A 23,358-nucleotide genomic window follows, 5' to 3' on the forward strand; every position below is an offset into this window, starting at 1 on the left:
TCATCATTCCCACCATTCTATGAGAAAGACTGAATGACGAACAGAAACGAGGCGGAATGGTCAGTCGAACTCGAGGTCTGCACCGACGGGTGCGGGTGTGTCGAGCCCCCTGCCCGCCTGCGGGGCATGGTTCTTCGCCGCGGATGCGCGGCGCTGGGCGGCGAGCTGGTCGAGGGTGACCCCGACGGGCCGCCCGAGGCGCTGGCCGGCTGTCCGGTAGACCTCACTGTCGCGGCGTGCGCCGATGGCGACGATCTCGCGCCGGGTGATGCCGCCGGGCGGCTCGGGCCTGACGTCGCGTGACACGATGCGCAGCGGCGGCTTCTCATGGGGGTCCGCACCGACGTAGGTTGTGTCGCAGTCGGAGAGGTCGGCAAAGCGGGAGTCGTAGTCCAGCGGCTTAGTCGGGTGACGGCGGCCGTTGAGCCGGTGGAGCATGACGATGGTGGCCTCAAGGAGCGCCTCGTCCCGGCTGTGCGCATTCTTCAGGGCGCGCTGGTTGAGCCGTTCGATGTCCTGGCGGGCCCCGGGGCTGAGATGGACCTTGATCCGCAGCCCCTCAGTCATCGTCGAGCACCTTGCGGATCATTGACCGGGCGGGTTCGCCCAGCTCATCGCCGAGCTCATCGAGGGTCAGGCCGGGCTCCTCGGAGGCGTCGGAGGCGCGGATGCGGCGGGAGAGCTCCGCCTGGAAGGCAGTCTCGTCGGCGTGGACCCGCCGGAGCAGGTCGACGAAGTCGGCGAACGGGATCACGGCGGCCTCGGGGACGTTCCCGTCACCGAAGATCAGGGGCTCGGCATCCCCGGCGCGGAAGCGCTCTAGCAGGGTGCCCAGGTCGGCGGCGGTAATCTTCTGGGTCGGGGCGACGTTCACGGAGAACTTCGGCAGGGAGCCCTCGCGCGGGGCCTGGGGGGTCTTGTCGTCAGTCATGGTTCCAGTCTATTCGTGGTCGAATGGGATGCCAGTGCCTCATATTCCACCATTCCTGATGGACACTGAGTCGCTGGGGAATGGCGTAGCGGGGCAGTTGAAGAGAAGCAGGCCCGCGCCCTGCGGCCCACTGCGGGTCGAGGGCGCGGGCCATGCATCAGAACTCGCCCGAGCCGGGCTGGACGTCGAACACCGGCACGCCGAGTGCCTGCCAGGCGCGGATCACCCTGGGCCGGTCATCCAGCGCGAGCCGGACGTCCCACCGCCCGCGGATGAAGGCCTCGTAGATCTCGGGCTTGACGATGTCGTCCGGCCGGCGGTCGCCATGTCCGCGCATGAACAGAGGGCAGCTGGCAGTCCACTCCCCCACATGTTCGATGAGCCAGGCGTAGGTTGCGCGGCCGACGTCCCAGCCGTTGTCGTCCATGACCGGCCTGCCGGAGCAGAACACGATCTCAAGTCCGGCAGCGTGCAGGGCGCGCACGGTTTCGATCACTGGCGGGTTGGGCAGGTCCCAGGGGACGAGCCGGTACTCGTGGTGTCCCCTGATGAAGCGTCCGTCGGGAAGGGTGTGCGTTGCGACCGTCCCGTCGATGTCGACGATCACGGCCGGCGAGAGGACCGCGGCCGTGGCAGTGCTGATTTCTGTCATGGTGGGTCCCTCCTTCCGGGCGGTGAGGCTATTCAGTAAACGGACGCTCGGCCTCGACGTCGAGCGGGACGATCGTCCCGAAAAGTACTGCAGCATGCTGTGACCCGTGCGGGACTGCCAGCAGGTCGGGACCATCGGGCATGACGCCGGACTCTCCGCATGTGGGACACGTCCATGTCCAGGTGACGGGCGCGTGCACAACGCGCCTGTCGATGATCACCCAGTCGAAGCGGGCAACCCAGTCCTCGCGGCCGAGAGGCTGGCAGAGATCGGCGTCGAAGAGCGCATCGGGCACTGGTGTCCGGCTGCTCATCGCACTCCTTCTTCGGCCGGTGCGGGACCGGGCTGGGCCACCCAGTACTCCCCGAGGGGCTGGATGGTCCCGTTCTCATGGCCATGGCAGGTCAGTTCGAGAGAGCCCGCCCATTCGTGGGGACCCTGGGTGATCGCGGTGCCAGCCGGCACCTGCAGCGGAGCGTGGTCGTGGCCGTGGTAGTCGCGGCAAGCCGACTCGTCGTCGTTCACGAGCTTGAGGGCGCAGCACGCGCAGAGGATGAAAACACCGCTGGCCAAGGTCAGTCCCCGCCTTCCTGGTTGTCGTACTGGCTGACATAGCCGATGAGAAAGTTGTCGTCGACCGGATCGAAGCCGTGCCGCTCCGTGAACTCCGTGTGGTACTCGGCAGGGTCCCGGTCTCCCGGGTGCGGCCGGACGGAGCCGATCGCGTTGGCGATCCACTCCAGTTCGTCGGCACCGGACCACTCCGGCTTGGTGCCGAGGCCGAGGGCAATGGCGTCGACGATGTCGGTGTCGGTCACAGGTCCGGGGTTGCCGTTGGTCCGGGACAGCGGCCTGCGGCAGTCGGGGATGAATCCCATGGCAAGCAGGACGGTCACCGGCAGGTGGTGGGCGTGCCAGATCGCGTCGGCGGCGTCGGTGGGGGAATCGCCCGAGGAGAGTCCGCCGGAGAGGTACAGCCGGTAGCCGGCGACCTCGATGGTGTCCGTCTCGCTGGAGTTCAGCGCCTCTTCGAGCTCGTCGATGACCCTGCGGCCGACGCGTTTGATGACCTCCGGGCTCGGCTCGCCCTCGGCGTCCAGGTGCATGTCGGGGTCGAAGTCCTCGACCAGCTCCTCGAGCTGGGACTCGGGGTCGTCGAACCGGAACGATTCAGGGTCCGCGGTCTCCTCGACCATCAGGCGGCCGCGTTCGAAGTCGATCGGCTTGGTGCGGTCGGCCGGGACGGCGATGGCCGCGGTGAGCATATCGGCGCTCATGGGTTCTCCTTGGGTCGGGATGTGGGTGGGGTCGGCTCAGGCGGCGGATTGCTGTGTCTTCGCGGCGGCGTGCTCGCGGTAGAGGCGCACAGCCAGGTCGACGCAGTAGCAGGTGAACAGGAAGTGGATGTCCCAGTCGCGCAGGTCCCACTCCCAGGTGTCGGAGCCGACGGTGTCCTCGTGCTCAGCCAGCCATTTGTGGGCCTCCGACTCGCTGTCGGCGTGCCAGCGGGCGTCTTCGATGATTTCCATGCGCCGCTCGGCAGGGGAATGTCGTGGGACCTCGATGTCGGCGAGCTCCATCCAGTTGTGTTCCTCTGTGAGCCGGTCGAACTTCTCGTCGGGGATGCCGTCGGTGCTCCAGAGGGCAGCGCGCGCGGCAGCGGCCGCGTTCCGGCGCTCGTGGTTCAGCACGGTGCCGGTGGCCGCGAGGTGCTCCTGGGCATTCCAGTGGGCCTCGAAGAGCGCCAACTGTGCGTCCCCGTCAAGGCCGCGCAGTTCGTGCAGGCGCGCCAGCAGCGCCAACTGCTGATGGTGGACCTCCTGGGCCTCGGTGCCGAGTCCCTCGCTTTCTTCGAGGTGCTCCCGCACCAGCTGGATGAAGAGATCCGAGTCGTACTGCTTTACTTCGCGGGAGCGGCCGCCGCAGAGCTTCTCGGCCCAGTAGCGGAAGTCGATGCTTGGCGCACCGTCGGAGTAGTAGCCCTCGCTCTTGCCGGCCGACGCGAAGAAACCGATCATGTCGGGTTCTCGGGTGAACATGTAGCCGTCGGCGATGTCGCCGCTGGTGGCCAGGTGGCCGGGCCAGGTGGTGACGTCCCAGGACCACATGCGGGTCCCTGGGGCCTGGATCCTGAAGTGGCGGTAGAGATCCTCGTCGTGCAGAACGACGAGGACGTGCTCCCGGGTCTGGGCGAGAAAGTCGGCGTACGTACGGGCATACGGGTTCTCGGGCTTGACGGTGTCAGGTGCGGACATGGCGGGTCCCTTCCGGGTCTGCTGGTCAGGGTTGTGGTCGGGGCCGTCCGCTCGGGCGGTGCTCAGAGGATCGGCAGTGGCCGGCCGGAGGGCTTGTAGTGGCCGTCGGCCTCGTCGAGCACGGCCTCGGTGAGGAGCACGGTGGCGGGCATGAGGAACGCACCCACGAGCGCGGCGAGGCGCTGCTCGTCGGCCAGCACCCGCTCGGGGATGCTGCCGCGGGAGCTGAAGAACATGTCGGCACGCTCGATGAGGCTGGCCCGGCGGGCCTCTCTGGAGGTGAAGTGCTCGGCGATAGTCTGTCCGGGGCCGTACTCGGTGATCACCGAATAGAGCGCGGCGGGAACCTCGGTCTTCTTGCGGGTTGTGCTCACGTAGACCTGGACGCCCCATCGGCGGCAGAGCTTGGCGATGGCGTTGACCACGCTGTCCGGGGCGCTCTCCCACTGCCCGGAGCTGGACTGGTACAGCTCGTGCACTTCGTTCGCGGCGGAGGCGTCGATTGCGCCCAGGACGACGTCCGAGGCGGTCAGCAGCTGCGCGCACATGCGCAGCCGGAATGCTGGCGAGGGGTAGTGGTCGTGGAAGACGATCCGGTCGTCGTGGCAGATGACCAGGTCGTAGGCACTGTCGGGGCCCGGCACGAGCTCCTCTGAGCCGGCCTGGATTCCAGTGGCGGTCATGGCGTGCTCCTTCGAAGCTGCATTGGCTGTGTTTATGGGATGGGAAGCAGGAGGCGCGGGCGCTCCGACCTCTCGTGGAGGTGGAGCGGAGGGCGTTGACGATCTGCTCGTAGCTGCTCTGGATCGGCGGGTTCTTCGCCGTGCCGTAGGAGAGCACGTACTGGCTCTTCATGGCACGCGTGAACGCGACGTAGAACATCCGCTTGGTGTCCTGGGTCATCTTCGCGTCCTCCTTGTAGAGGACGACGACGTTGTCGAACTCGAGGCCCTTGGCACCGTGGATCGTCGAGACGACGAGATCGGCCTTGGACTCGAGGTTCTTCCGCTTGCGCTCCTGGTTCTTCTGCTTGTTCACGTTCAGCTTCTGCTGGTTGCGCGTGATCTCGAAGGACAGGAGGTTGTCGCGGAGCCGGTCGAAGAACACGTTCGCAGGCAGGCTGCCCTGGTTGCACAGGGCCACCCAGCCGTTGATAGCGGCGCTGTTCTCGACCCACCACTCGGAGATGGTGCGCAGGATTGCCTTCTCGACGTTGACGTTTCCGGCATTCTTCGTCAGCTTGCCCATGTTGTCCTTGATCCCCTGCGAGACCACGAACGAGGCGTTGGCCGGCTGCACCTGCAGGACATCGTTCCAGAAGAACTTGATGTACTTCGAGAAGATGTCCGTGGCGTAGACGCGGTCGCTGACGAGCGAGGCCACGTGCTTGTTCGGGTAGGCCTTCTCGAGCACTTCCTGGATCAGCGCCACCTCACGGCGGGCGTAGGCCAGGAAGGCCACCTGCTCGCCGCGGTCCAGGCAGGCCTGAACGTACTCCGGGATCACCGTGTTGCGCACGAGCGGCTGCAGGTCGTTTGCGATGAAGCCGGTAAGGCGGGCCACCTCGTGGTAGTTGAGGGTGACCTTCTCCTGGAAGGAGTCGGCCGTGGGCACCGCCAGCGAGTTGGCCTGCAGCTGGATGTTGGCGAACTGGTTGGTCTCCAGACCGCCAAGCACGACGTTCGCGAAGTCGAGAATCTCCTGGTTGCTCCGGTAATTCGTCGTGAGCCGGAAGGTTGCGAAGACCCCCGAGCCCTCCAGCGTGTTGAGCGCCCTAGGGTTGGCCGAGCGGAACTCGTACAGCGTCTGGCTGGCGTCCCCGACGATGAACAGCGACTGGGCGTGCTTGGTGATGTACTTCAGCACGTAGATGAACTCGAAGACCGAGTTGTCCTGGACCTCGTCGATGATCAGGTACTTGCTCTGCACGTGGGCAGGCTCGGACATGTCATCGATCTTCTGGTAGCAGATGATGATCTGCAGCTCCAGCGAGGTCTGCTCGATGCGGTCGAGCAGCGCGATCACCTCGTCGAAGTGGTTCTCGACGAAGGTGTTCAGGGCCGTGAACGCGCCGGTCTTGTTCTGGTCGACCTCCAGCAGGCGGTGTCGGAACGTCGCCGCGAACTGGCTGTTCGGGTAGAAGATGTCGATCGAGTTGATGATCGTGTCGATGGCCGAGACCTTGTGGGTCGGGTGGTTCATCGAATAGATGTCGATGATCATCTTGGCGATCGTCATCGAGCCGACGTTCGGGTTCTTCTCCGTGATGTTGTCGGCGGCGGCGTTGGTGAACGACAGGACGGTGATGTCGCTGGCGGGCACCCCGCAGGTCTCGAGGTACTTGATGCGCTCGAGGATCACGGTCGACTTGCCTGTGCCCGCGCCGGCCTGCGTCATCACGAGCGGCTCGTGCGTGCTGAGCGCGTCGAGCTGCTGCTTGGACAGGTGCGGCGGGAAGACCGGGGCCGTGGCCGGCTGGGGCGGCGTGATGAGCTGGCCCTTCATGCGCTCCAGGTGGTCGAGGGTGTGGTTCATCAGCAGGCTGAGGTTCTGCTTGGACAGCTTCGCCGCGATCGGCGCGGAGAACGTGGTGTCCAGCTGCTGGTGGATCCGGCGGTAGGCCTCCAGCGGGACGTTGTAGTTCTCCAGGTAGCGCAGCTGCACCGCGAGCATGTTCAGCTGCTCCTCGGTGGGGCTGGCCGGCATGTCCTGCACGTACTGGCAGACGGTGTCCGAGATGGCCTCGGAGTCCCAGATCTGGGCCAGGCGCGTGATGCGCTCGTAGATCGGGTACTCGTCCATCCAGTCGGCGAGCTTGTCGAGGTTGGTGGCACTCAACCCTGCGGCCGAGAGCACATCCTCGATGACGTCGCGGGCATTCTCTGCGGGGCTGGTGTCCCACTGCAGGAACACCGCCGCGTCGTGGTTGCCGTAGCCGATGGAGCGGGACACCGATACGGCGCGCTCGGGCTCGGCCAAGCCCTGCTTGAGGAAGTAGAGCTCCAGGCGGTACTGGATCACCAGGTCACGGCGGATCTTGTCGCCGGACTTATCCTCGTACACGGTCAGGGCCTGGGGGGTCATGTCGAAGTGCACGTCCCAGGAGTTGGTCGGCGTGGCGATGTCGAGCTCGAAGCGGTCATCGACATGCGGTACCGGCAGCGTGAACGACCCGCCCGAGAGCAGGGAGCGGCGCGTGATCGGGGCCAGCGGCACCAGCGCGGTGGTGATGTCGTGGTGGGTCGAGCTCTGCTTGACCTCGATGTCGCGGTCAACCGCGTAGGCGGTGTTGGTCGCGGTGTTGATCGGCCGCAGGCTCTCATTGAGCAGGCCGGTCTTCTTGCCGGACCCGGTCAGGCGCGAGGAGAAGAACTTCGGGTCGACGGTCTTCTGGGCAGCGACGGCGGCTGCGGAAAGGTCGATGTCGTCAAGCAGAATAGGCATGGTGTCGTCTTTCTTCGAACGAATCAGTAGGCGGGTCGAGAGGGTTTGTCGAATGGAAGCCGCATAGACCATTCTCACAGGAGACGAATGGTCAGTCGAATGCTCGTAGACGAGCGCTTGGGTCACGGGCGCGGGCATGAGAGCGGGAGGGCTCGCCTCTGGCGACGAGCCCTCCCGCGCTCCTCTCAACCCACCCGTCAGGGGCCGTGAGGCCCCTGAATCCGGGCGCTGCGGCGTCAGCCCCGCGGACCCGGACACCGCGCGCTACCCATGCGCGCGGCGGTCAATCGCAGGCTCACCTCTTGGGTAGGCCCGGCGGGAAGCACCTTCAGTCGGCGTTCCAGGGATTGGCCTTGGTGACGGACCCGGAGGGGTCCACCTCGACAAGGCCGAGCATGAGTGCGAGATCACGGCAGTCGGCCGCGTCCGCCGAGTGGGCGGAGACCAGCAGCAGTGCGTCGTCGCAGATCTGCTCGCTCCTGTCTTCGGGCTGTGCCGCACGGACTGTGCCGACGGCGGTGGTGGTCGTGGTGGTCATGGCAGTGACGTCCTTCTTCCTGTGTTCGAACGCGGTACGCGCACGCACGAGCGCCCCCACCCCGGGTATCCGGGACAGGGGCGCTCGAACGCAGTGTGGTGCCGGGATCAATCGACGGCCAGCGCCTCCGGCTCGTCGGAGACGGCGGCAGCGGGTGGGATGAACGCAGTCGACGCAGCCGACGCAGCCTGGGCAGCGAGCAGCCGGTCCTCGATCCACACGCGCACGGCCTTGCCGGCCGGACGCGCACCCTGGGAGTCGACGTAGGTTTCCTCGGCGACGGCACGCAGCTCGTCGTCGGGGATCGACGCGGGCAGTGTCTGGCCCAGGCGGGGCCTGGCGTCCAGGATCCGTTCGCGCTGGCGGCTGTACTCCGCCGCGAGGATCTCCCGGTAGGCCTGCTCGTCGACCGGGTTGAAACCCACGACGAGTGAGAACCGCCCGAGCAGCTCTGCGTCGAAGAACTGAGCCAGCTCCTTGGTCAGGGACCGGTGGGAGACCGCCGGCGGGGCCGAGCCGAAGCCGACCGGCTTGCGGTTCAGGGCTTCCCGCGCGGCGTTGGTCGTGCAGATCACCAGCGCCTTGGAGAAGTCCAGCACCTTGCCGTGGGCGTTGCGGATGTAGCCCTCGTCGAAGGCCGAGAGGAACAGCCGTTGCACGGCTTTGTCCGCCTTCTCGAACTCGTCGAGCAGGATCACCCGGTGGGGGTTGGACTCGAGCGTGTCGAATGGCAGCTCGCGGTTGGAGTCCGAGCCCACGTAGCCGGGAGGTGCCCCGACGATCTTCGCGGTGTCCGAGGGAGTGTGGAACTCCGTCATGTTCAGGATGATCGGCTCGGTGCCGGTCATCTGCTCCGCAATGATCTTCGCGGTCTCGGTCTTGCCCACGCCCGAGGCTCCGGCGAGCATCCAGGTTGTCGGGGTCGACGTCGGGAACAGGTCCAGCTCCTCGCGGGCCAGGCGGTCCACGAGCTTCTCGAGCACGTCGTCCTGTCCGCGCAGGCGGCCCAGCAGGGTCGCCCGGAGGGTTGCGACGTCGAACTCCGGGCGCTGGGCGTTTCCGGTCATCAGACGCTTGGCCACGTCCAGGACGCGCTTGGTAGTCAGCGGCACCTGCGGGATCGACCGCAAGGTGTTCACGAGTGCCGTGTCTCCGGCTGCCTCGGCCTGGACGATGAGCTTCTTCTGCTCCAGCACACGGTCGGCCATCGCCCGGTCCAGCAGCGTGATGGCGCTGTCGGGGCGGTGCTGCCCGGCACGGGAATTCTCCTCCGCGATCCGGACCGTCTCCGCCAGGACATCGTCGGAGACCGCGATCTGGTGGCGGTAGTGCGCCACCAGGCCCGGCCGGACGCTGCCGAGCACCGTGAGGGTTTGCTCGACGGTCAGTTCGTCGACGATGAGCGGGGTGAAGCGCCGCGCGAAGGCAGGGTCGTCGTCGAAGGCCCGGGACTCGGTGGAGGTGGTGGCACCGATGACGCGCATGTCGCCGCGGGCCAGGGCAGGCTTGAGCACCTGCGAGACCTTTCGCAGCACTGAGTCGGTGTGGGAGGTGGATCCACCGGTGATCTGGTGGATCTCGTCCATGAACAGGATGACCTTGTTCTTGGGGTCTGAGGCGAAGTCGATAACGGTCTGGACCTTCTCCTCCAGCTGCCCGACGATGCCGGAGCCGGCGACGAGGTTGGTGATGGGCAGCTCGTAGACGGTGAAGCCCTTGAGCTGGTCCGGGATGAGGGTGTCGCCCAGGGCGATCCGGCGGGCGATGTCCTCGACGATCCGGGTCTTACCAACGCCGGCGGAGCCCTTCAGGAGCACGTTCGGCTTGTTCCGGCTGATCAGGACGGAGAGGACCTGCTCGATGAGCGCGTCGCGGAACATCGTCGGGTCGGCGTTCTTGAACTTCTCGTTGTAGTCGACGAGGAGCTCCTTGACGGCGTCGTCGGACTGGCCGCCCTGGCTGGGGATGCCGCCCATGGGCGGGAAGCTCGGAGGCGTGCCGCCGCTGTTCGTGTCGTCGTCGGAGCCCGACGTGAAGTTGTTGAGGCCCATCGCGGGTCCCTCCTTCGGTGGGGTTCGCCGGGCGGCGCGCTGGGTGGGCGCGCCGGGATGCCTGGCGGGGTTACGGGTAGGTCTGAGGGAGGAGGAGACGCCGGCCGGCTCGGCTCGGCGGGTCGGCGTCTCCCCTGTGGCCGGGAGCAGGATCAGAGGACCATGCCCAGCAGCTTCTGCCGGATGCTCGGGTCGATGTGCTGCATGCAGTTCGCGTACGCCTCGGCGGAACGGACCATGTACTTCCAGTCCATGGCCGAGCACGGGGCGTAGTAGAGGTTCGGCGGGTGCTCCTCGCGTCTCGAGGGCGGAGACCACTCGAAGTCGGTGATCATCAGCGACAGCCGGCGCTTGCGCACCGGGGAGGCGTTGATGTAGTCCCACACCTGCTTGAACTCGGTGCCGCCGGTGACCTTGGGCACCTTCCGGAACTCCTGCCAGATCTGCCGCGTCGACTTGTTCTCGACCTTCAGCAGCGTCTCCTGGGAGAGCATATGGCTGAAGGAGTTGAAGTACAGGTTGACGTTGAGCTTCTTGGCGATCCGGATGAGCATCAGCACCGCCTCCTGGTAGTTCTCCTCGGAGATCGACCCGGAGGTGTCGATGAAGACGTGCAGGTCGGGCATGTACTGCACCGAGGTGATCCGGCCCGGCTTGTTGAAGTCGTCCGGGTTGCGGCGGTTGGCCTTGAGGAAGGTCGTCTTCGTCGTCCGGTAGACGTTCTGGGACTTGTTGACCTTGCCCATGCGCTTGAGCACCCGGGTGATGTCCTTGAACAGGTCCAGCTTCGTGGGCGGGGCCTTGCGGAACTTCACCTGGGCCGAGCGCGAGCCCGGCTGTCCCGGCTGCTGCCGTGCGCCCATGGCAGCGGCCCTGGCAGCTGCTCGCGGGAGCGAGGTCAGCTTGGACAGCGCGGCGTTGGAGACGACTTTCACGGGTGAGGCGAGGGACTGGTTGATGAGGTTCCACTCCCCCGTTACCTTCGCGGCGGTGGCGCGGGCGTGGGCCTCGACGTTGACCAGGACCAGCGACCGCGGGCAGAACAGCTCCCCAACGGTAAACGGCATGATGCCGGTGTCGAGGGCGGCCGCGCCTGTTGAGGCGGCCTTGCGCTGCTGGTCGACGTAAGTCATCAGCATGCGGATGACCAGCCGGGCGAAAGAGAACTCGTCGTTGCCGTCGGAGTCGTCCTTGCGCAGCAGCAGCGATTCGGTCAGCCCCTTGAGCGAGAGGTTCGCGAAGTCGTTCAGCAGCCGGAGGGTGTCCGCCGGCATCGCGTTCGCGCCGGCCATCGTCTGCACCTGCTGGTTCAGCCAGATCTTGAAGCCGTCGAACGCGGCAGAGGACTGGAACCAGAACCCGAGGGTATTCGGGTGGTAGGTGTAGGCGACGGAGGCGAAGAAGGCGCTCTCGTCGGCGGAGCCTGCGAGCAGGCCCTTGGCCGCGGGGATGACATCGTTCTGGGCTGAGTAAAGGACCCGGGCTGACGGCGCGGGCCACTTGTTCTGCTGCCCGGCCTGGACAGCGAACAGTTCGCCCACCGGCAGGGGCGTGCCCTGGTCATAGCTGACCATGGTCTGCCCGAGCAGCGCCTTGGCGTTCTTCTCGGCGGCCGGGTCCATCGTCTCGCCGAGGCAGCGCATGACGATGTCCAGGACGTCGCCGGTGATGTCGTGGCCCGAGCCGTCGACGATGCTCGCCGGAGCGCTGGGGTTCAGCGGCTCCAGCTGCGGGTCGACCAGGACCTTCTGGATGGCCGGCATGGGGTCGTAGTCGCCCGTGCACGAGATCGTGTGCAGGGCGTCGAGCACCGCCGGCTTCTGGTTCGTGACGGTGATCGTCATCGTGGTCTCCTAATGCGGTCTGAGGCGACGGGTGTCGTGGGATGGCGGGGGACGCTCCGGAACGGAGCCGGTGGCGTCCCCCGCCGCCCGGTGCCGGGTCGGCTCAGAGGAAGGCCGACAGGGACGGCTTGACCGCGGCCACGATCGGCGAGTCGACCTCGAGGAAGGCCTCCAGGTTCTGCCGGTCGAACTGCCCGGTCGTCACCAGCTCGAACAGGGTGCGCGTGTGCTCCGGCTCAATCTGGACGGCGGCCTGCGCCAGCTGCTCGATGAGGCGCGAGTTGTCCTCCTTCTCCTTCATCGCGTAGAGCAGCGAGCCGGAGACCTCGTTCTGGGTCAGGCCCGAGATCTGCGCGGCAAGGTCGGTGACCGTGCCCGCGGACTTGAGGGTCGTGTAGCAGTTCGGCTTGGGCACATTGACGCGGTTGTGTGCGGGGCCGCCCGAGTTCGATGCGAGGTCTTCGGCGATGACCGCCACGAGCTGGGTGGTGAACATGGTGTCGCCGGTGAAGGCCTCGATCGCCTCGTTGAGCAGCGAGGTGTCGCGGCCGCCGATCTGGACCGGGGTCGCCAGGTGGCTTGCCAGCTCCTGGCGGTCGACGCGGTTCAGCCACCGGGAGAGGTGGTCGATGGTGCGCGGCGTGGTGAGCTGGTTCATCTCCTCGCCGCCGTCGAACAGCTCGGCCATGGTGACGTTGCCGTCGTCATCGTCGTCATCGCGGCCGTCGGCCACGATGGAGTTCGGCGTCGACTTCTGGAAGATGAGTCCGGGGTGCTGGGTGAGGACTTTCTTCACCCAGGGGTTGAGCGCGTCACCGAGGACGGACATGAGGGTCGTCGCATCGGGCTCGACGTGGAAGATCGCGAAGCGCGACAGCGAGGCCTCGTCGAGAGTCGTGACGTTGCCCTTGTCGTTGCCCGCCACGATGAGGCGCACGTTCTCCGGCAGTTCGATGTGGCCCATGCGCCGCAGGGTCACCAGGGTGAGCGCGCCGGAGGTCACGTCCGAGGTCGTGCGGTTGATCTCGTCGAGGAAGAGGATCGGCCACTCGCGCGGGTTCTCCAGCGCGTAGTCGATGCACTCCTGAATGACCTGGTGCGGGTAAAAGACCTGCTTGTAGGACTGTGTCCCGTCGGCCTTCTCGTAGGGCACCAGGCGCGCGCCGGTGAGGTCGGCCTTGTCGGCGAGCTGGTTGCAGGGCAGGACGAAGGCTTTGGTGCCCATCGAGTAGGCGAGAGCCTCGACGAAGGAGGACTTGCCGATGCCGGGCTCGCCCATGAGCGCCGGCGTGGCCCCGACCTCGAGGGACTGCTGGATCAGAGTCGTCAGGGTGTCGTTGAACTTCATGGGAATGTCTTTCTGGTCGTGGGTGAGCTGTGAGCAGGTGAGACGGGAGACGGACCCACGGCAGGGCTGAGCGCCGTACGGGACATGTCGGAAGCAGGGCCACAAGGCCCGGTGACGGGGGCGGTCGGGCTCAGAAGCCCACCGCCTCCCCATCCCCGATCGGGCTCCGCCCGATCCAGTCCTTGTTCCACCGCCAAACCGATGGGCAACCCCCAAAGGTTCACCCCGCCTCGGCGGAGGCTTCCCGTGCCGCCACCAGGGCAGCGGCACGGTCCAGCAGGAACGGCCTGCCGTTGCGCATCTGGGCGTGCTTGGGCCGAGGCTCGATCACAGCCAGCGAGGTCTTGTACAGCAGCCAGGCCTCGTCACCGGAGGAGAACTGCGCGCCGAAGGACCGGTAGGTGCGCAACGGCAGCTGCATGCCGGTGTAGAGGACACCCAGGACGGAGAACTCCCAGCGGGAACGGTCGTTGTCGAAGTCCTCGGGCGTCTTCAGCCGGTCGCGGGAGCCGGCGAGTGTCTGCTCGACGATGGCCTCGGCGTACGGGATGTCGGGCATTTCGCCGTCCGTGCCGACGGCGGTCGAGGGGATGCTGATGCTTGGCTTGGCCTTGGCGGCGAGGTCTGCATACAGGTCCGCCACCGAAGAGAACCGGTCGGAGGCTGGTCGCGCCGCAACGTGTTCGACGATCCGCTGCGGCACCGGGTTGCGGGTGAACGTGCACCAATGGTCCAGGAGGATCTCGTACCAGCCGTGCTCCTCGCGCAGGACGCGCTTGTCAGCGGCGATCGGGAAGTCGTGGAGGTTGGCAGGCAGCGGGGCGACCAGGTGGAAGCCCCGGCCCGACATCGACAGCTCCGAGTACAGGATTCCGGGCAGGCGCAGGATGTCTGCGGCCACGTCCGGCGGGCAACCGGGCTCGACGTCGATCACGATCAGACCGTCGGAGGGGGCCTGCAGGTAGAAGGCAGCGTTCGCCGCGTTCGGCAGTGTGTCGGCCAGCTGGTCGAGAGTGAGCAGGCAGGTCGCGTCCAGGGCGAAAGCTCCGCGCAGGGGGCCTGCGTGGCGGCAGCCCGGATTGCAGCCGTCGAGCAGGTGCCGCACATCGATCGGTGCCTTGCGGCCGGAGTCCTCGTCGTCGAGCTCGCCGAGCCGGCCGGAGATGGTCCAGCGGCAGGCGGTCGCCAGGGCGCGAATCGCGGGGTTGTCATAGAAGCTGGGGAAGATCGCGCGGGGATCGACGGCGGTCACATCAATGCCTTCTTGTCGGGAGCGGATGAAAACAGGGCCGGGTTGCACTCCGGCCCTGAAAGACGAGACCCCCGTACGGCATGGATGCCTGCACGGGGGTCTCGTCTGGGGGTTCGGTCGGTCGGATCGGCCTTGGATCAGCCCTGGTAGGTGATTCCGGCCTGCTGGGCATCGCCGGAGCCGCCCCACGGGCCCTGGCCGGCGGGAGCACCCACGGCCGAACCCGTGTTCTTCAACTCGGCGTTCTCACGCTCGAGGCGGGCGAGCTTCTGCTCGGGCGTCTCCTGCTGCGGCTGCACCGCGGGGACCGGGGCGGCAACCGGAGCCACGGCAGGGGCCGCCTGCGGAGTCACCGCGACCGGTTCGGTCAGGACCTGCGCGTGGGCCTGGGCGGGGACCGGAGCCGCGACTGAAGCCGCGACGGCGGGCTGCGGGGCCGGGAAGGACAAGCCGTCCTCGACCTCGGTGGCGACCGGCTCCTCGCCGTTGCCGACGGCGGAGCCCGAGCCCGGCTGGGCCTGGACCGCGCGGGGCGGGGCGTTGAAGACGATGCCGCGGGCCGCGAGCTCCCCGCTGGCGACGCCGCCGGCGTTGTAGTAGCGCGGGGTCTCGTGCACAATCACCTGGTCGAGCGACAGGCCGCGGTTGGCGAAGTTCTTCGGCTTGTAGACGCGGAGCACGAGCGTCACGTCCAGTCCCTGTGCCAGCTCCTGGCCGGAGGTGTCCTGGTCGTAGGTGCCATCACCCTTCTCGGACGGGATCGCGATGATCGGCAGGTTCGTGCCCTTGGAGTCGATCGAGTAGTTCGCGCCCGAGGCCGGGTTCTTCTTCGAGGTGTAGCGGCGCTCGGAGACGAACTGCTCCTCGACCGTGGGGTTCGCCGGGTCGGCGAACTGCACCTCGGCCTCGGTGATCGTCGCCGTGGTGTGCGGCTTGCCCACGGGGCTCATGCCGTTCTGGACCTTGCGCTGGTCGCTGGCGGCGAGGGCAGCACCCTCGATGAGGCTGGTCAGCCGGGCGAAGGCGAGCTTGCCGCGGATGAAGACGCTGGTGCCCTCGGTGAGCTGGTTGGCGGAGATGGAGTAGTTGGCCATGGTGGTGGGTTCCTTCTGTTGAGTGATTCGGTGGTTCGTGGCGGCCCGTCGGACTGGTCTATGACTCGTCTATCCCTTCTCCTATTCTATCAAAATGCACTGGACTACGAGTAGAATGTGCATAAGGACTCGAATGGTCGCAAATGGTGAGCTGGATAGAGAGGGACAGGGATGACGGATACGATGCACAGGCCCGAGGAGAAGGCCGCTGATGCAGCTCCCTCGGCCCGGGTGACGGCGCAGCGGCGGGACCGGCTTGGGCCCCTGGGCTATGGCGGTGGACCGGTGCTGGCGGCCGGGATCATGGCCGGTGGCGCGCTGCTGTTCGCCGGCTGGGGCGCGACGCAGCTCCTCACTGCTGACCGGAGCCCGGCGAGCGATGCGGCGGCAGCTTCCCAGCACGAGGAGGGCACCGTGACGGTGACCTTGCCGGACCGGGACCGCAACGGGGTCCCGGACGCCTTCGAGGCCAAGGCCGGTAACGGCAGCTCTGCGGACGGCCAGGGTTCGGGCACCTCGGCGTCGGGCAAGGGCGACGAGGACAAGCCGGCGCAGGTCCCCGAGCCGAAGCCACGGCCGCGGGTGTACGTGATCCAGTGGGGTGACACCCTCACGGAGATCTCGGCGGAGACCGGAGTGCCGATCGGGGCCCTGGTCGAGAAGAACCGGATCCAGGATCCGAATCTCATCTACGCCGGGGCCTCGCTGCTCATCCCGCCCACGGCGTGAGAGCAGGCCTGGGGCCCGGACTGCGCCGACCTTCAGCGCAGTCCGGGCCTCTTGCTGTGTCCGGAAACGGTCAGTCGGCGGGTCCTGCAAGCATCTGCTGCAGCGATCGCAGCCGCGCCAGCTCGGCCTGCATGCGGGCGACGTCGTCCGGCGCGTAGTCCTGGGGGTAGTCGAGCTTGTACTCGGCGAGCAGCTCGATCTTGGCGGCGAGGAGGTCCGGCACGCCCAGTTCGTCGATCAGGGCCCGGGCGAAGGCCCGGAAAGCGTCCTCGTGGGTGATCGCCGCGCCCTGGGCCCAGCCGAGGGCTGCGAGGGGGGATTCTCCGTTCTCATGGGTGAGACCGCGGGAGGTGACGACAGCGGCTGCGGCCTTCTCGGTGAGGTTCGCCATCGTCCCGGTCGGGTCAGGCATCGGCATCGCCGCCTTGCCCTGCGGCGCTGTCGCCGGCCGGGGGCGTCGGGGTCTGGATGTCCAGCCAGATCTGCATGGCATCCAGTGCGTTCGAGACCCCGTCGCCTTCGTCTAGCGTGATCAGCTCCGTCCACCCCGACTGCGTGAGCGTCGAGACGGCGAACTCTCCCTTGGCCGCAGTCACCTGGTAGAGCCCGGAGCCGGCGACTTCGTAGATGGTCCGGCCGTGCCGGGCGGAGCCTTCGGCCCGTTCGTACTTGACGGGCAGCTGGGCTGCGCGGAGAGGGACGGTCATGGGCTACTCCTGTGGGTCGTGGCTCTCAAGAACAGACGATTCGGTAACGGTGGCCGCGCCGCGCACCGCGCGGCTGCGACCACCACGGAACGACCCCCGGGACCGGCGTGAGCCGGTCCACGGTCTTTCCACCGGTTCCCCAGGGACGCAAAAGACCCCGCCTCGGCCGAAGCCGGGCGGGGTCGACCGAGCGCCCGAAGAAGTGCTGCGCCGCGCTCAGGCGGCGTCGGTGTCGGCCTCACCGGGATCCTCGGCAGCGTCGTGCTTGTCAAACAGGAAACCCCGGGCCTGGCCGCTGGCCATCATGTCTCCGAGGTGCGCCAGGAGCACCGCGCGCTGCGTGGTCCGGCGGTCCTCCAGCGGGTCGTAGTCGCGCAGGGCATCCAGGTTGACCACCCAGCCGTTCTCGCGTTCGACTGCTTCCTCAAGTTCGGAGCCGGCGGCGACGGCCATACCGGTGAAGTCGTGGTCGAACTCGGGTGTGACGTCGAGCCGCTGTGTCGGGTCGTCGATGTAAAGCGTGTCGCCGAACAGCAGCCCGCCGGAGCGGTCGAAGGCGGCGAGAAAGACGCGGTCGGCGCGGGAGGTGTTCTCGACATGCACGGCGGCCACGGCGTCGTTGGCGAGAAAGTCCGTCTGGCTCAGACGGGCATAGGTGCGTGAGCGGGCCTCGTAGCACCACATGATCGACCGGGCCTCGTCGAATCCGCGGAACTCGTCGGAGGGGGGCTGCATATCGACCATCTGATGCTCCTTCACGGGCGTGATCACCTCAGTCCGGCGGGACATCACGATGTACGGAATCGCCGGGCTGTGGTTCCCATCCTGCCACAGGAGTGGAAAAGATTCCACTCAAATACCAAACGCCGGCACGAGGAAGACGTCCCCAGGGTGGTGGGACCCCGCGGCGGGATCAGTCTTGAGTGGAGTCAGGGCTCTTGGGCGGGTCGTCGAGCTGCTCGCTCTTGCGCGCCAGCTCCACAATGGCCCGGATGCTGGCCAGTGCGCCGTCGCTGAGCCCGTGCACACGCAGGGCGATGGTTCGCTCCTGCGGGGTCAGCTCCTGCTCGGTGGCGCTATCTGGCTCGTTCTCCTCCAGGAAGTAGGACAGGGGGACGTCGAAGGCGTCGGCCAGGGCTCGGAGGTGCTGCAGGCGGGGATTGTGGGCCTCCCCCTTGCGCAGTTGCTGCAGGTAGCTGAGCGACATCGAGGAGATGCCGCGCTGCTCCATTCTCTGGACGATTTCCTGCAGGGTGACGGGGCGACCGTGTGGTCCTGCCGTCTCCGCGAACAAGCGTTCTAGTCGCTGGGCGATGGTCACGGAGCTGGATCCTCCTCGTGATTTCAGACATGAAGTCATCGAGGCGAACGGTGCACGCGACGACACCTTCATACTAGTGGAAGATCTTCCAATGCGGTGGCATCGGCACATTTCCGGTTGCGCCGGAGCAGCGGGCAGTCCTAGCCGGCCGTGGGCATGTACGCACTGGCTCCGAGCATCACGGCGGCTGCCAGGCCGGATCCGAGTGTGAGCTCGAGGCGCGTGTGGTGCTTTAGCTTCAGCCGGGCGAAGGCGACCACGGGCAGCAGGGTTGGGAGGGCGAGCAGCCACCAGGGCGAGAGCAGCATCGCCGCGAGGACGACGAGGGAGGTGAAGCAGAACGCGTGCATGGAGACTTTCGGTCCCAGGAGGGTCACTCCCCCGGCAAGGACGAGCCCGGCAACCATCGTCGGCAGGATCCACAGCAGCGGGCGCGGTGCGTCCAGCAGCACCGCCGTTGCCATGCCTCCAAGCACAGACGCCACGCAGACCAGGAAGACCCGCCAGCGCTGATCGCGCCGGGTGACGTGTCGATCGGTGAGCTGCTCGCGCCGCACGGCGACATGGATGGTTGCTGTCGGGATCACTGCGCAGAAAGAGCCGATCAGGATGCCCCATCCGAGACCAACCCATGTATGCGGGTGGCCTGTGACGCCGCAGAGGACGCAGATGAGGAACACGGACACAGCGGGCGCGAACACGTCACTGAGGATCCGGGCGGCCCGGGCCGCAGGATCGCCGGTCTCGGGGATGCGTATTTTCGTTCCGTTCCCGGTCATCGCCCGTCCGTCCCATTCATGGCACTCATCGCTACTCGGATCTCGTAGAGGCTCTGCACAGAGGCGGCCAGGGTTTCGTCGTCTTTCAGCTTGAGCGTGCGGAGCCGGCTCAGGGCGAGTGTGAACCACCCGAGGCTGGGAACGGCGTTCTCGCCGCTGAGATGGCGCACCAGCCCCGCCGACAGGTGCGGATCCTCGGGGTGCTGCCTGTGCAGGGGTTCCAGTGCGGGGTCGTGGTCCTCGCGGATGAGTCTGAGCGCGTCGTGGGTTTCGATGGTGAGCCTTGAGAGCGTCATCAGCTGATCGAACCCCTGCCTGTCTTCGGGCGGAAGCTTTACGTCGGGGTGAAGAGTGGTGGTCGTTCGCCACAAAGGTACGACGACCTCGTGCGCGAGGCGGAGCGCGAGCCTCACCTGCGTTTCTATGCTGATGCGGCGGATGACCCCTGTTGCGAGTCCCAGGAAGAAGAAGCTGACAACGGTGACGAGGAGTTGTGTCCTCAGTTCAGTTCCGCCGACGACCGGACTGCCAAAGAGGTCCAGGAGTGATGAGCCGATGAACAGGGCAGATCCGATGGCCCCCGTAAAGACGAATGCAACCGGAAGGCGGGCGGAGAAGGGTTGGTTCTTCTGCGTCATGGTCCGCCAACAGCCGACGGCAACTACGGCAGTTGCCGCGGCGAATGCAGAGAGGTACAGGAAGTTGTAGGAGATCAGTGCCCAGGCCTGGCCGCGGGCAAGGGCGGCGTCGATGTCGACCCGGTCGTAGATGGTGCCGTCGGCATGGACGGGGATGAACCACACCAGCACGGCCTCGCCCAGGGCGATGATCCCGGCGAAGAGGTAGATGAACCGGGTTGCACGTCGTGAAAGCGGAGTCGCGCGGAACGTGAGGATGAGCAGCGCCACGGATACCTGGGCGGTCAGGATGGCAAGGCGCTTGAGGAGGTCGACGGCAGGTCCGTCTAAGGGCGGCTCCACGCCACGGCAGACCGTGGCCACGAAGAGGGCGGCACAGGTGACCCTGAGAAGGTTAACCCGGCGTCGGCGTCCTTGATACAGGGCAGAGACGATGATGATCAGGCCCATGGTGATACCGACAATGATGATCTCAGTCATCAGATCTCACCGTCCTCGTTTGATCCGGACAGGAAGGCGAGGACCTCGCTGCGTTCTTCCGATGCCCGCCGCTTCCGGTGCAGAGCATCCATCAGCCGCATGCCGGTGGTCTCGGCGCGCTTCTCCACCGGATCGTCGAACATGCTGCGCAGATGGGTGCAGTCGGTGTCGGCCCGGACGTCGCCGTGCAGGATATGGGCGAACTCGTGGAGGATTGTCTGCTCAATGTTGAGGGGCGGGAGCTCAGGGTCGTAGAAGACGTGGGCCACTCGTCCGATCACAGTGGTGAGGCCGCTGACCTCATGATGGCGCATCTCATCCGGGATGGGCCGTATCACGATCTCGAGGCCGCAAGCTGAGGCGATGGCTTTCCCGAGTGCTTCGAGGCTCAACTCGTTCGGCCAGTCGAAGAGGTCGAGCTGAGCGGGCTTCGGGGTGCAGCTGGTGGCACCGACCTTGGCAGCGCCTTTGCGCATCAGTCGGGCGAACAGGGGGTGACGGGGCTGGCCGTTCCGAGGCGTATCGGCGGTCGCAGCGGATGGAATAAAGGCAGGCATCAGCGTTCCTCTAAATAGCGAGAAGAGCGGACACCGCCTGTCGTTTGTCAACGAAGGGGTACAAGTCCAGTAAAGTTCCGTGTCACAACTTTACAACCTGGGAGGGTAAGAAAAAAATGAGCGACATGGGGAGAACTGCCCTGGTGATCGGTGCAACCCGTGGGATCGGGGCGGCCACGGCTCGAGCCCTGCTCTCCGCCGGCTACCGGACGGCGGGTACGCATCGTACCGGGGGGACCGTGCCCGAGGGGGTGCTCCCCCTCGAGATGGATGTGCGTGACGGTAATTCGATCGCAGCTGGCGTCAAGGCGGCTGCCGCCGACCTAGGTGGTCTGGATGTGCTCGTCGTCGCAGCAGGGATCACCCGCGACAAGCTGCTCATGCGGATGAGCGAGGAGGACCTGAGCGAGGTCATGCAGGTCAATGCGATCGGGCCGATGCTGGCCTGCAAGGCGGCCCTGGGGCCGATGCTGCGGCAGCGCGGCGGATCGATCGTGCTGGTTTCATCCATGTCCGTGAAGTACGGCGTTGTCGGCCAGTGCAATTACACTGCATCCAAGGGGGCATTGGAAGCGTTTGCACGATCGATGGCCAGGGAGTACGCAGCCCGGAACATCCGGGTGAACGTTGTTGCTCCCGGCGCAACTGATACGGACATGATGGCTGATGTTGCTGAGGAGGCACGGATGGCAATGCTGGAAGGAATCCCGCTGGGTCGGTTCGGGACGGCAGATGAAGTCGCTTCGGCGATCATTCACACCGCGGAGAATACCTACATGTCGGGGGCCACTGTGCAGGTCTCAGGCGGTATTTGATCATGCAGGTCCAGCTGGATGTAGGTTCCTGGGGCCTTTTCTGCGGAAGCGACGGCAAGCAGCTGGTTCTGGTGGACGATAAGCCCTGTGGTCCGGTCTCCGCTCGGAAGCCCACGCGTGCAATTCCCAGGCGTCTTCTACTTGATGAGAACCGCATCGCCCAGGTGATGCGCAGTGGCAATGTAATTTCCGAGACAGTCCCCCATGCGGACGAGCAGTGGGCAGTTGAGGTACGGCCCGTCTTCTCTCCACGTACCTCCACGGTGATCGGTGTCCTCGCCGGCGTGGCCAAAGCGGCTGATCCGCTTCCGGAACCACCGCTGGTCGGTGGCTGGGAATGGGAGATCGAGCGTGACGCCGACGGTCAACCAACACTGCGCCGGCGCACGTACTGGGACCGGAACCTGTTTCGTATCTATGACGTCGACACAAGCGTCGCCCAGCAGCGCAGTGGCTATTGGGAAGCCGGAGAATGGGCGAGCGAGCTCATCGACCAGTCCGACCGGATGCGCGTGAACAGCCTCATCCGCGACGGCATCCAGGACGGGCTGATGGGCGTAACGGGCAAGGTCCGGTGCCTGACCTACAACATCGTCACAGGTTACGGCACGGCTTCACAGGACCGTCGGCACATGCGCCTGGTCGGCGTGATTCCGCCGATCGAGCCCGATCACGACAAGATCTATCTGCAGGGCTTCAGTTACGAGGCCCCGGAGACTTTTCACGATATGGCCTTCGAGCAAGACGCCAATGCGGGGCGCGTGGACGACGTGCTTCGCGGAGTCATGGCCCTGGCCAAGGAACCGATGGCCGTCGTCGACTCTGCAACGCTGGATGTTCTTATGACGTCGCCATCGTGGCGTCGGGAAGACTTCGGGTATGTCGGCGGCCTTGGTGAATTTGCCATTGACGCTTCAGGTGAGTTGCACAGGTTCATCGCGGCTGCGGCGAGGGATACCGCTCGTTCTCAATCGATGGGTCTGGCGCTTCGCCGGGTCGACGGTTCCGTGCAGAATGTGCGCATCACCGCCACCGGAGTCAGGTCTGGGGCTGAAGGGCGGGATGCAGTCATCAGGCTCGACTTTTAGTCGAGTCCACCTGCCCCGCCGTTTCGCAACGGGTTTCGTGCACTGAACACCGCCACGGTACCGATGACGTCGACCTTCACATGGTCGAAGCTTCGCCGCAGTGCAGCCTCAAGTCCTGCGGCGTCGTCTTCGCGGTTGTGAAAGATGCCCAGGCGGTTGTACAGGGCCATGAAGCCGCGGCCGATGAGGTTGTGGCTCACGCCACTGCCCAGGATGGTACTGCCGAACAGCACACCGTCAGCAGCGAGCCGCTCCCCTAGGTGTTTGAAAGCTACGCCCTTGTCCGCCCAGGAGCCGGGAACGCAGTGGAAGACGTAGTTCGCCGCGATGGAATCGAATTGGCCGAGAGCCTCGGGGATCGGTTCGAGGACGTTCGCGGTCACACCTCTGGTGCTTACGTGGGTGTGGGCGAGTCTGGACGCTGCGTGCTCCACGCTGTTTTCGTTGAGGTCCATGAGTGTGATCTCAGCAGATTCGGGGAGGTCGGCATTGGCGAGGTACCAACCAGTGCCGGGACCGACATCGAGATGGCGGGTGCCGATGCAACGGTTGTACTGGTCTAGCATGAGCTGGCTGGGGCATCGCCAGGCCAGCGAATTGGAGAACTTCACGACGAGCAGGTCGTAGAAGCCCAGCACCGGCTTGCTGTAGATACCTGCGCCGCGGCGCACTTCCTGGTCGTTCATGTGATCGGAGCCTATCGGTCGAGGTCGGTGAAGTGAGGGTCAGCAGGGTGGTTTCACGAAGGAGCAAGGACGGCTGTGCTGGGGTCCGTGTCCACTGGGTAGCTCTGAGATTGCATCCTAGTGGAAGTAGTTCCACTGGTGAAGTCGAG

Annotated in this window: 24 protein-coding genes; 3 read left to right on the top strand and 21 right to left on the bottom strand. The window is 66.1% G+C overall.

Annotated features, from left to right (window positions below):
* Positions 1–60: 60 nt before the first annotated feature.
* The 13 genes from AC1DIP_RS06185 to AC1DIP_RS06245 all read right to left on the bottom strand — a co-directional run bounded on the left by AC1DIP_RS06185 (position 61) and on the right by AC1DIP_RS06245 (position 15,409).
* On the bottom strand, positions 61–567 hold the full coding sequence (locus AC1DIP_RS06185) for a hypothetical protein (protein WP_257371031.1): 507 nt from the start codon (positions 565–567) through the stop codon (positions 61–63).
* Complete coding sequence (locus tag AC1DIP_RS06190; protein ID WP_056387433.1) at positions 560–931, bottom strand: hypothetical protein; 372 nt, start codon at positions 929–931, stop codon at positions 560–562. The genes AC1DIP_RS06185 and AC1DIP_RS06190 overlap by 8 nt, the downstream gene beginning before the upstream one ends.
* A 157-nt stretch (positions 932–1,088) precedes the next feature.
* Positions 1,089–1,583 carry a phosphatase domain-containing protein gene (locus tag AC1DIP_RS06195; RefSeq protein WP_316963763.1) on the bottom strand — a complete coding sequence of 165 codons (495 nt, stop codon included), beginning with the start codon at positions 1,581–1,583 and terminating at the stop codon, positions 1,089–1,091.
* A 28-nt stretch (positions 1,584–1,611) separates the two neighbouring features.
* The gene (locus AC1DIP_RS06200) at positions 1,612–1,896 is read right to left on the bottom strand and encodes a hypothetical protein (protein WP_477733244.1); all 285 of its coding nucleotides are present in this window, start codon (positions 1,894–1,896) and stop codon (positions 1,612–1,614) included.
* The gene (locus tag AC1DIP_RS06205) at positions 1,893–2,156 is read right to left on the bottom strand and encodes a hypothetical protein (protein ID WP_257371028.1); all 264 of its coding nucleotides are present in this window, start codon (positions 2,154–2,156) and stop codon (positions 1,893–1,895) included. Before AC1DIP_RS06205 ends, AC1DIP_RS06200 begins: the two co-directional genes overlap by 4 nt.
* 2 nt (positions 2,157–2,158) lie before the next feature.
* Positions 2,159–2,860: a hypothetical protein gene (locus tag AC1DIP_RS06210; RefSeq protein WP_257371027.1), complete on the bottom strand. Its 702-nt coding sequence runs from the start codon at positions 2,858–2,860 to the stop codon at positions 2,159–2,161.
* A 36-nt stretch (positions 2,861–2,896) separates the two neighbouring features.
* Positions 2,897–7,282, bottom strand: a complete 4,386-nt coding sequence (locus AC1DIP_RS06215; RefSeq protein WP_477733245.1) for an AAA family ATPase — start codon at positions 7,280–7,282, stop codon at positions 2,897–2,899.
* Between the two features lie 328 nt (positions 7,283–7,610).
* Positions 7,611–7,820 carry a hypothetical protein gene (locus AC1DIP_RS06220; protein ID WP_133830737.1) on the bottom strand — a complete coding sequence of 70 codons (210 nt, stop codon included), beginning with the start codon at positions 7,818–7,820 and terminating at the stop codon, positions 7,611–7,613.
* 107 nt (positions 7,821–7,927) lie between these two features.
* Complete coding sequence (locus tag AC1DIP_RS06225) at positions 7,928–9,871, bottom strand: AAA family ATPase (protein ID WP_477733246.1); 1,944 nt, start codon at positions 9,869–9,871, stop codon at positions 7,928–7,930.
* Between the two features lie 152 nt (positions 9,872–10,023).
* Positions 10,024–11,715 carry a hypothetical protein gene (locus AC1DIP_RS06230; protein ID WP_477733247.1) on the bottom strand — a complete coding sequence of 564 codons (1,692 nt, stop codon included), beginning with the start codon at positions 11,713–11,715 and terminating at the stop codon, positions 10,024–10,026.
* Between the two features lie 103 nt (positions 11,716–11,818).
* Positions 11,819–13,063, bottom strand: coding sequence for an AAA family ATPase (locus tag AC1DIP_RS06235; protein WP_477733248.1), 1,245 nt, complete (start codon positions 13,061–13,063; stop codon positions 11,819–11,821).
* A gap of 220 nt (positions 13,064–13,283) precedes the next feature.
* Positions 13,284–14,315, bottom strand: coding sequence for a hypothetical protein (locus AC1DIP_RS06240; protein ID WP_133830741.1), 1,032 nt, complete (start codon positions 14,313–14,315; stop codon positions 13,284–13,286).
* A 137-nt stretch (positions 14,316–14,452) separates the two neighbouring features.
* Positions 14,453–15,409 (bottom strand): hypothetical protein, encoded by a 957-nt coding sequence (locus tag AC1DIP_RS06245; protein WP_477733249.1) that lies wholly within the window; start codon positions 15,407–15,409, stop codon positions 14,453–14,455.
* Between the two features lie 171 nt (positions 15,410–15,580).
* On the opposite strand from AC1DIP_RS06245, the gene AC1DIP_RS06250 reads away from it, so the two are divergent.
* Positions 15,581–16,138 carry a LysM peptidoglycan-binding domain-containing protein gene (locus tag AC1DIP_RS06250; RefSeq protein WP_477733250.1) on the top strand — a complete coding sequence of 186 codons (558 nt, stop codon included), beginning with the start codon at positions 15,581–15,583 and terminating at the stop codon, positions 16,136–16,138.
* 70 nt (positions 16,139–16,208) lie between these two features.
* Here AC1DIP_RS06250 and AC1DIP_RS06255 read toward each other — a convergent pair whose 3' ends face one another.
* The 7 genes from AC1DIP_RS06255 to AC1DIP_RS06285 all read right to left on the bottom strand — a co-directional run bounded on the left by AC1DIP_RS06255 (position 16,209) and on the right by AC1DIP_RS06285 (position 20,539).
* On the bottom strand, positions 16,209–16,550 hold the full coding sequence (locus AC1DIP_RS06255; protein ID WP_477733251.1) for a hypothetical protein: 342 nt from the start codon (positions 16,548–16,550) through the stop codon (positions 16,209–16,211).
* A complete protein-coding gene (locus tag AC1DIP_RS06260) occupies positions 16,543–16,845 on the bottom strand; it encodes a hypothetical protein (RefSeq protein WP_354259093.1) in 303 nt (100 codons plus the stop codon). Before AC1DIP_RS06260 ends, AC1DIP_RS06255 begins: the two co-directional genes overlap by 8 nt.
* Before the next feature lie 216 nt (positions 16,846–17,061).
* Positions 17,062–17,589, bottom strand: coding sequence for a hypothetical protein (locus AC1DIP_RS06265; protein WP_477733252.1), 528 nt, complete (start codon positions 17,587–17,589; stop codon positions 17,062–17,064).
* Between the two features lie 169 nt (positions 17,590–17,758).
* Positions 17,759–18,166, bottom strand: a complete 408-nt coding sequence (locus tag AC1DIP_RS06270) for a hypothetical protein (protein ID WP_354259087.1) — start codon at positions 18,164–18,166, stop codon at positions 17,759–17,761.
* Positions 18,167–18,306: 140 nt separating this feature from the next.
* Complete coding sequence (locus tag AC1DIP_RS06275) at positions 18,307–18,945, bottom strand: hypothetical protein (protein ID WP_284975276.1); 639 nt, start codon at positions 18,943–18,945, stop codon at positions 18,307–18,309.
* A complete protein-coding gene (locus tag AC1DIP_RS06280; protein ID WP_133830748.1) occupies positions 18,942–20,063 on the bottom strand; it encodes a hypothetical protein in 1,122 nt (373 codons plus the stop codon). The genes AC1DIP_RS06275 and AC1DIP_RS06280 overlap by 4 nt, the downstream gene beginning before the upstream one ends.
* Positions 20,063–20,539: a hypothetical protein gene (locus AC1DIP_RS06285; protein ID WP_477733253.1), complete on the bottom strand. Its 477-nt coding sequence runs from the start codon at positions 20,537–20,539 to the stop codon at positions 20,063–20,065. The genes AC1DIP_RS06280 and AC1DIP_RS06285 overlap by 1 nt, the downstream gene beginning before the upstream one ends.
* Before the next feature lie 197 nt (positions 20,540–20,736).
* Here AC1DIP_RS06285 and AC1DIP_RS06290 point away from each other — a divergent pair, with 197 nt between their 5' ends.
* Both AC1DIP_RS06290 and AC1DIP_RS06295 read left to right on the top strand, forming a co-directional pair.
* Positions 20,737–21,435, top strand: a complete 699-nt coding sequence (locus AC1DIP_RS06290; RefSeq protein ID WP_056387495.1) for an SDR family NAD(P)-dependent oxidoreductase — start codon at positions 20,737–20,739, stop codon at positions 21,433–21,435.
* Positions 21,436–21,437: 2 nt separating this feature from the next.
* A complete protein-coding gene (locus AC1DIP_RS06295) occupies positions 21,438–22,523 on the top strand; it encodes a hypothetical protein (RefSeq protein WP_071416438.1) in 1,086 nt (361 codons plus the stop codon).
* On the opposite strand, the gene AC1DIP_RS06300 is transcribed toward AC1DIP_RS06295, so the two are convergent.
* Complete coding sequence (locus AC1DIP_RS06300) at positions 22,520–23,209, bottom strand: class I SAM-dependent methyltransferase (protein ID WP_477733254.1); 690 nt, start codon at positions 23,207–23,209, stop codon at positions 22,520–22,522. The genes AC1DIP_RS06295 and AC1DIP_RS06300 overlap by 4 nt on opposite strands.
* Positions 23,210–23,358: the final 149 nt, after the last annotated feature.

Source organism: Pseudarthrobacter sp. 05T312 (assembly GCF_056396685.1).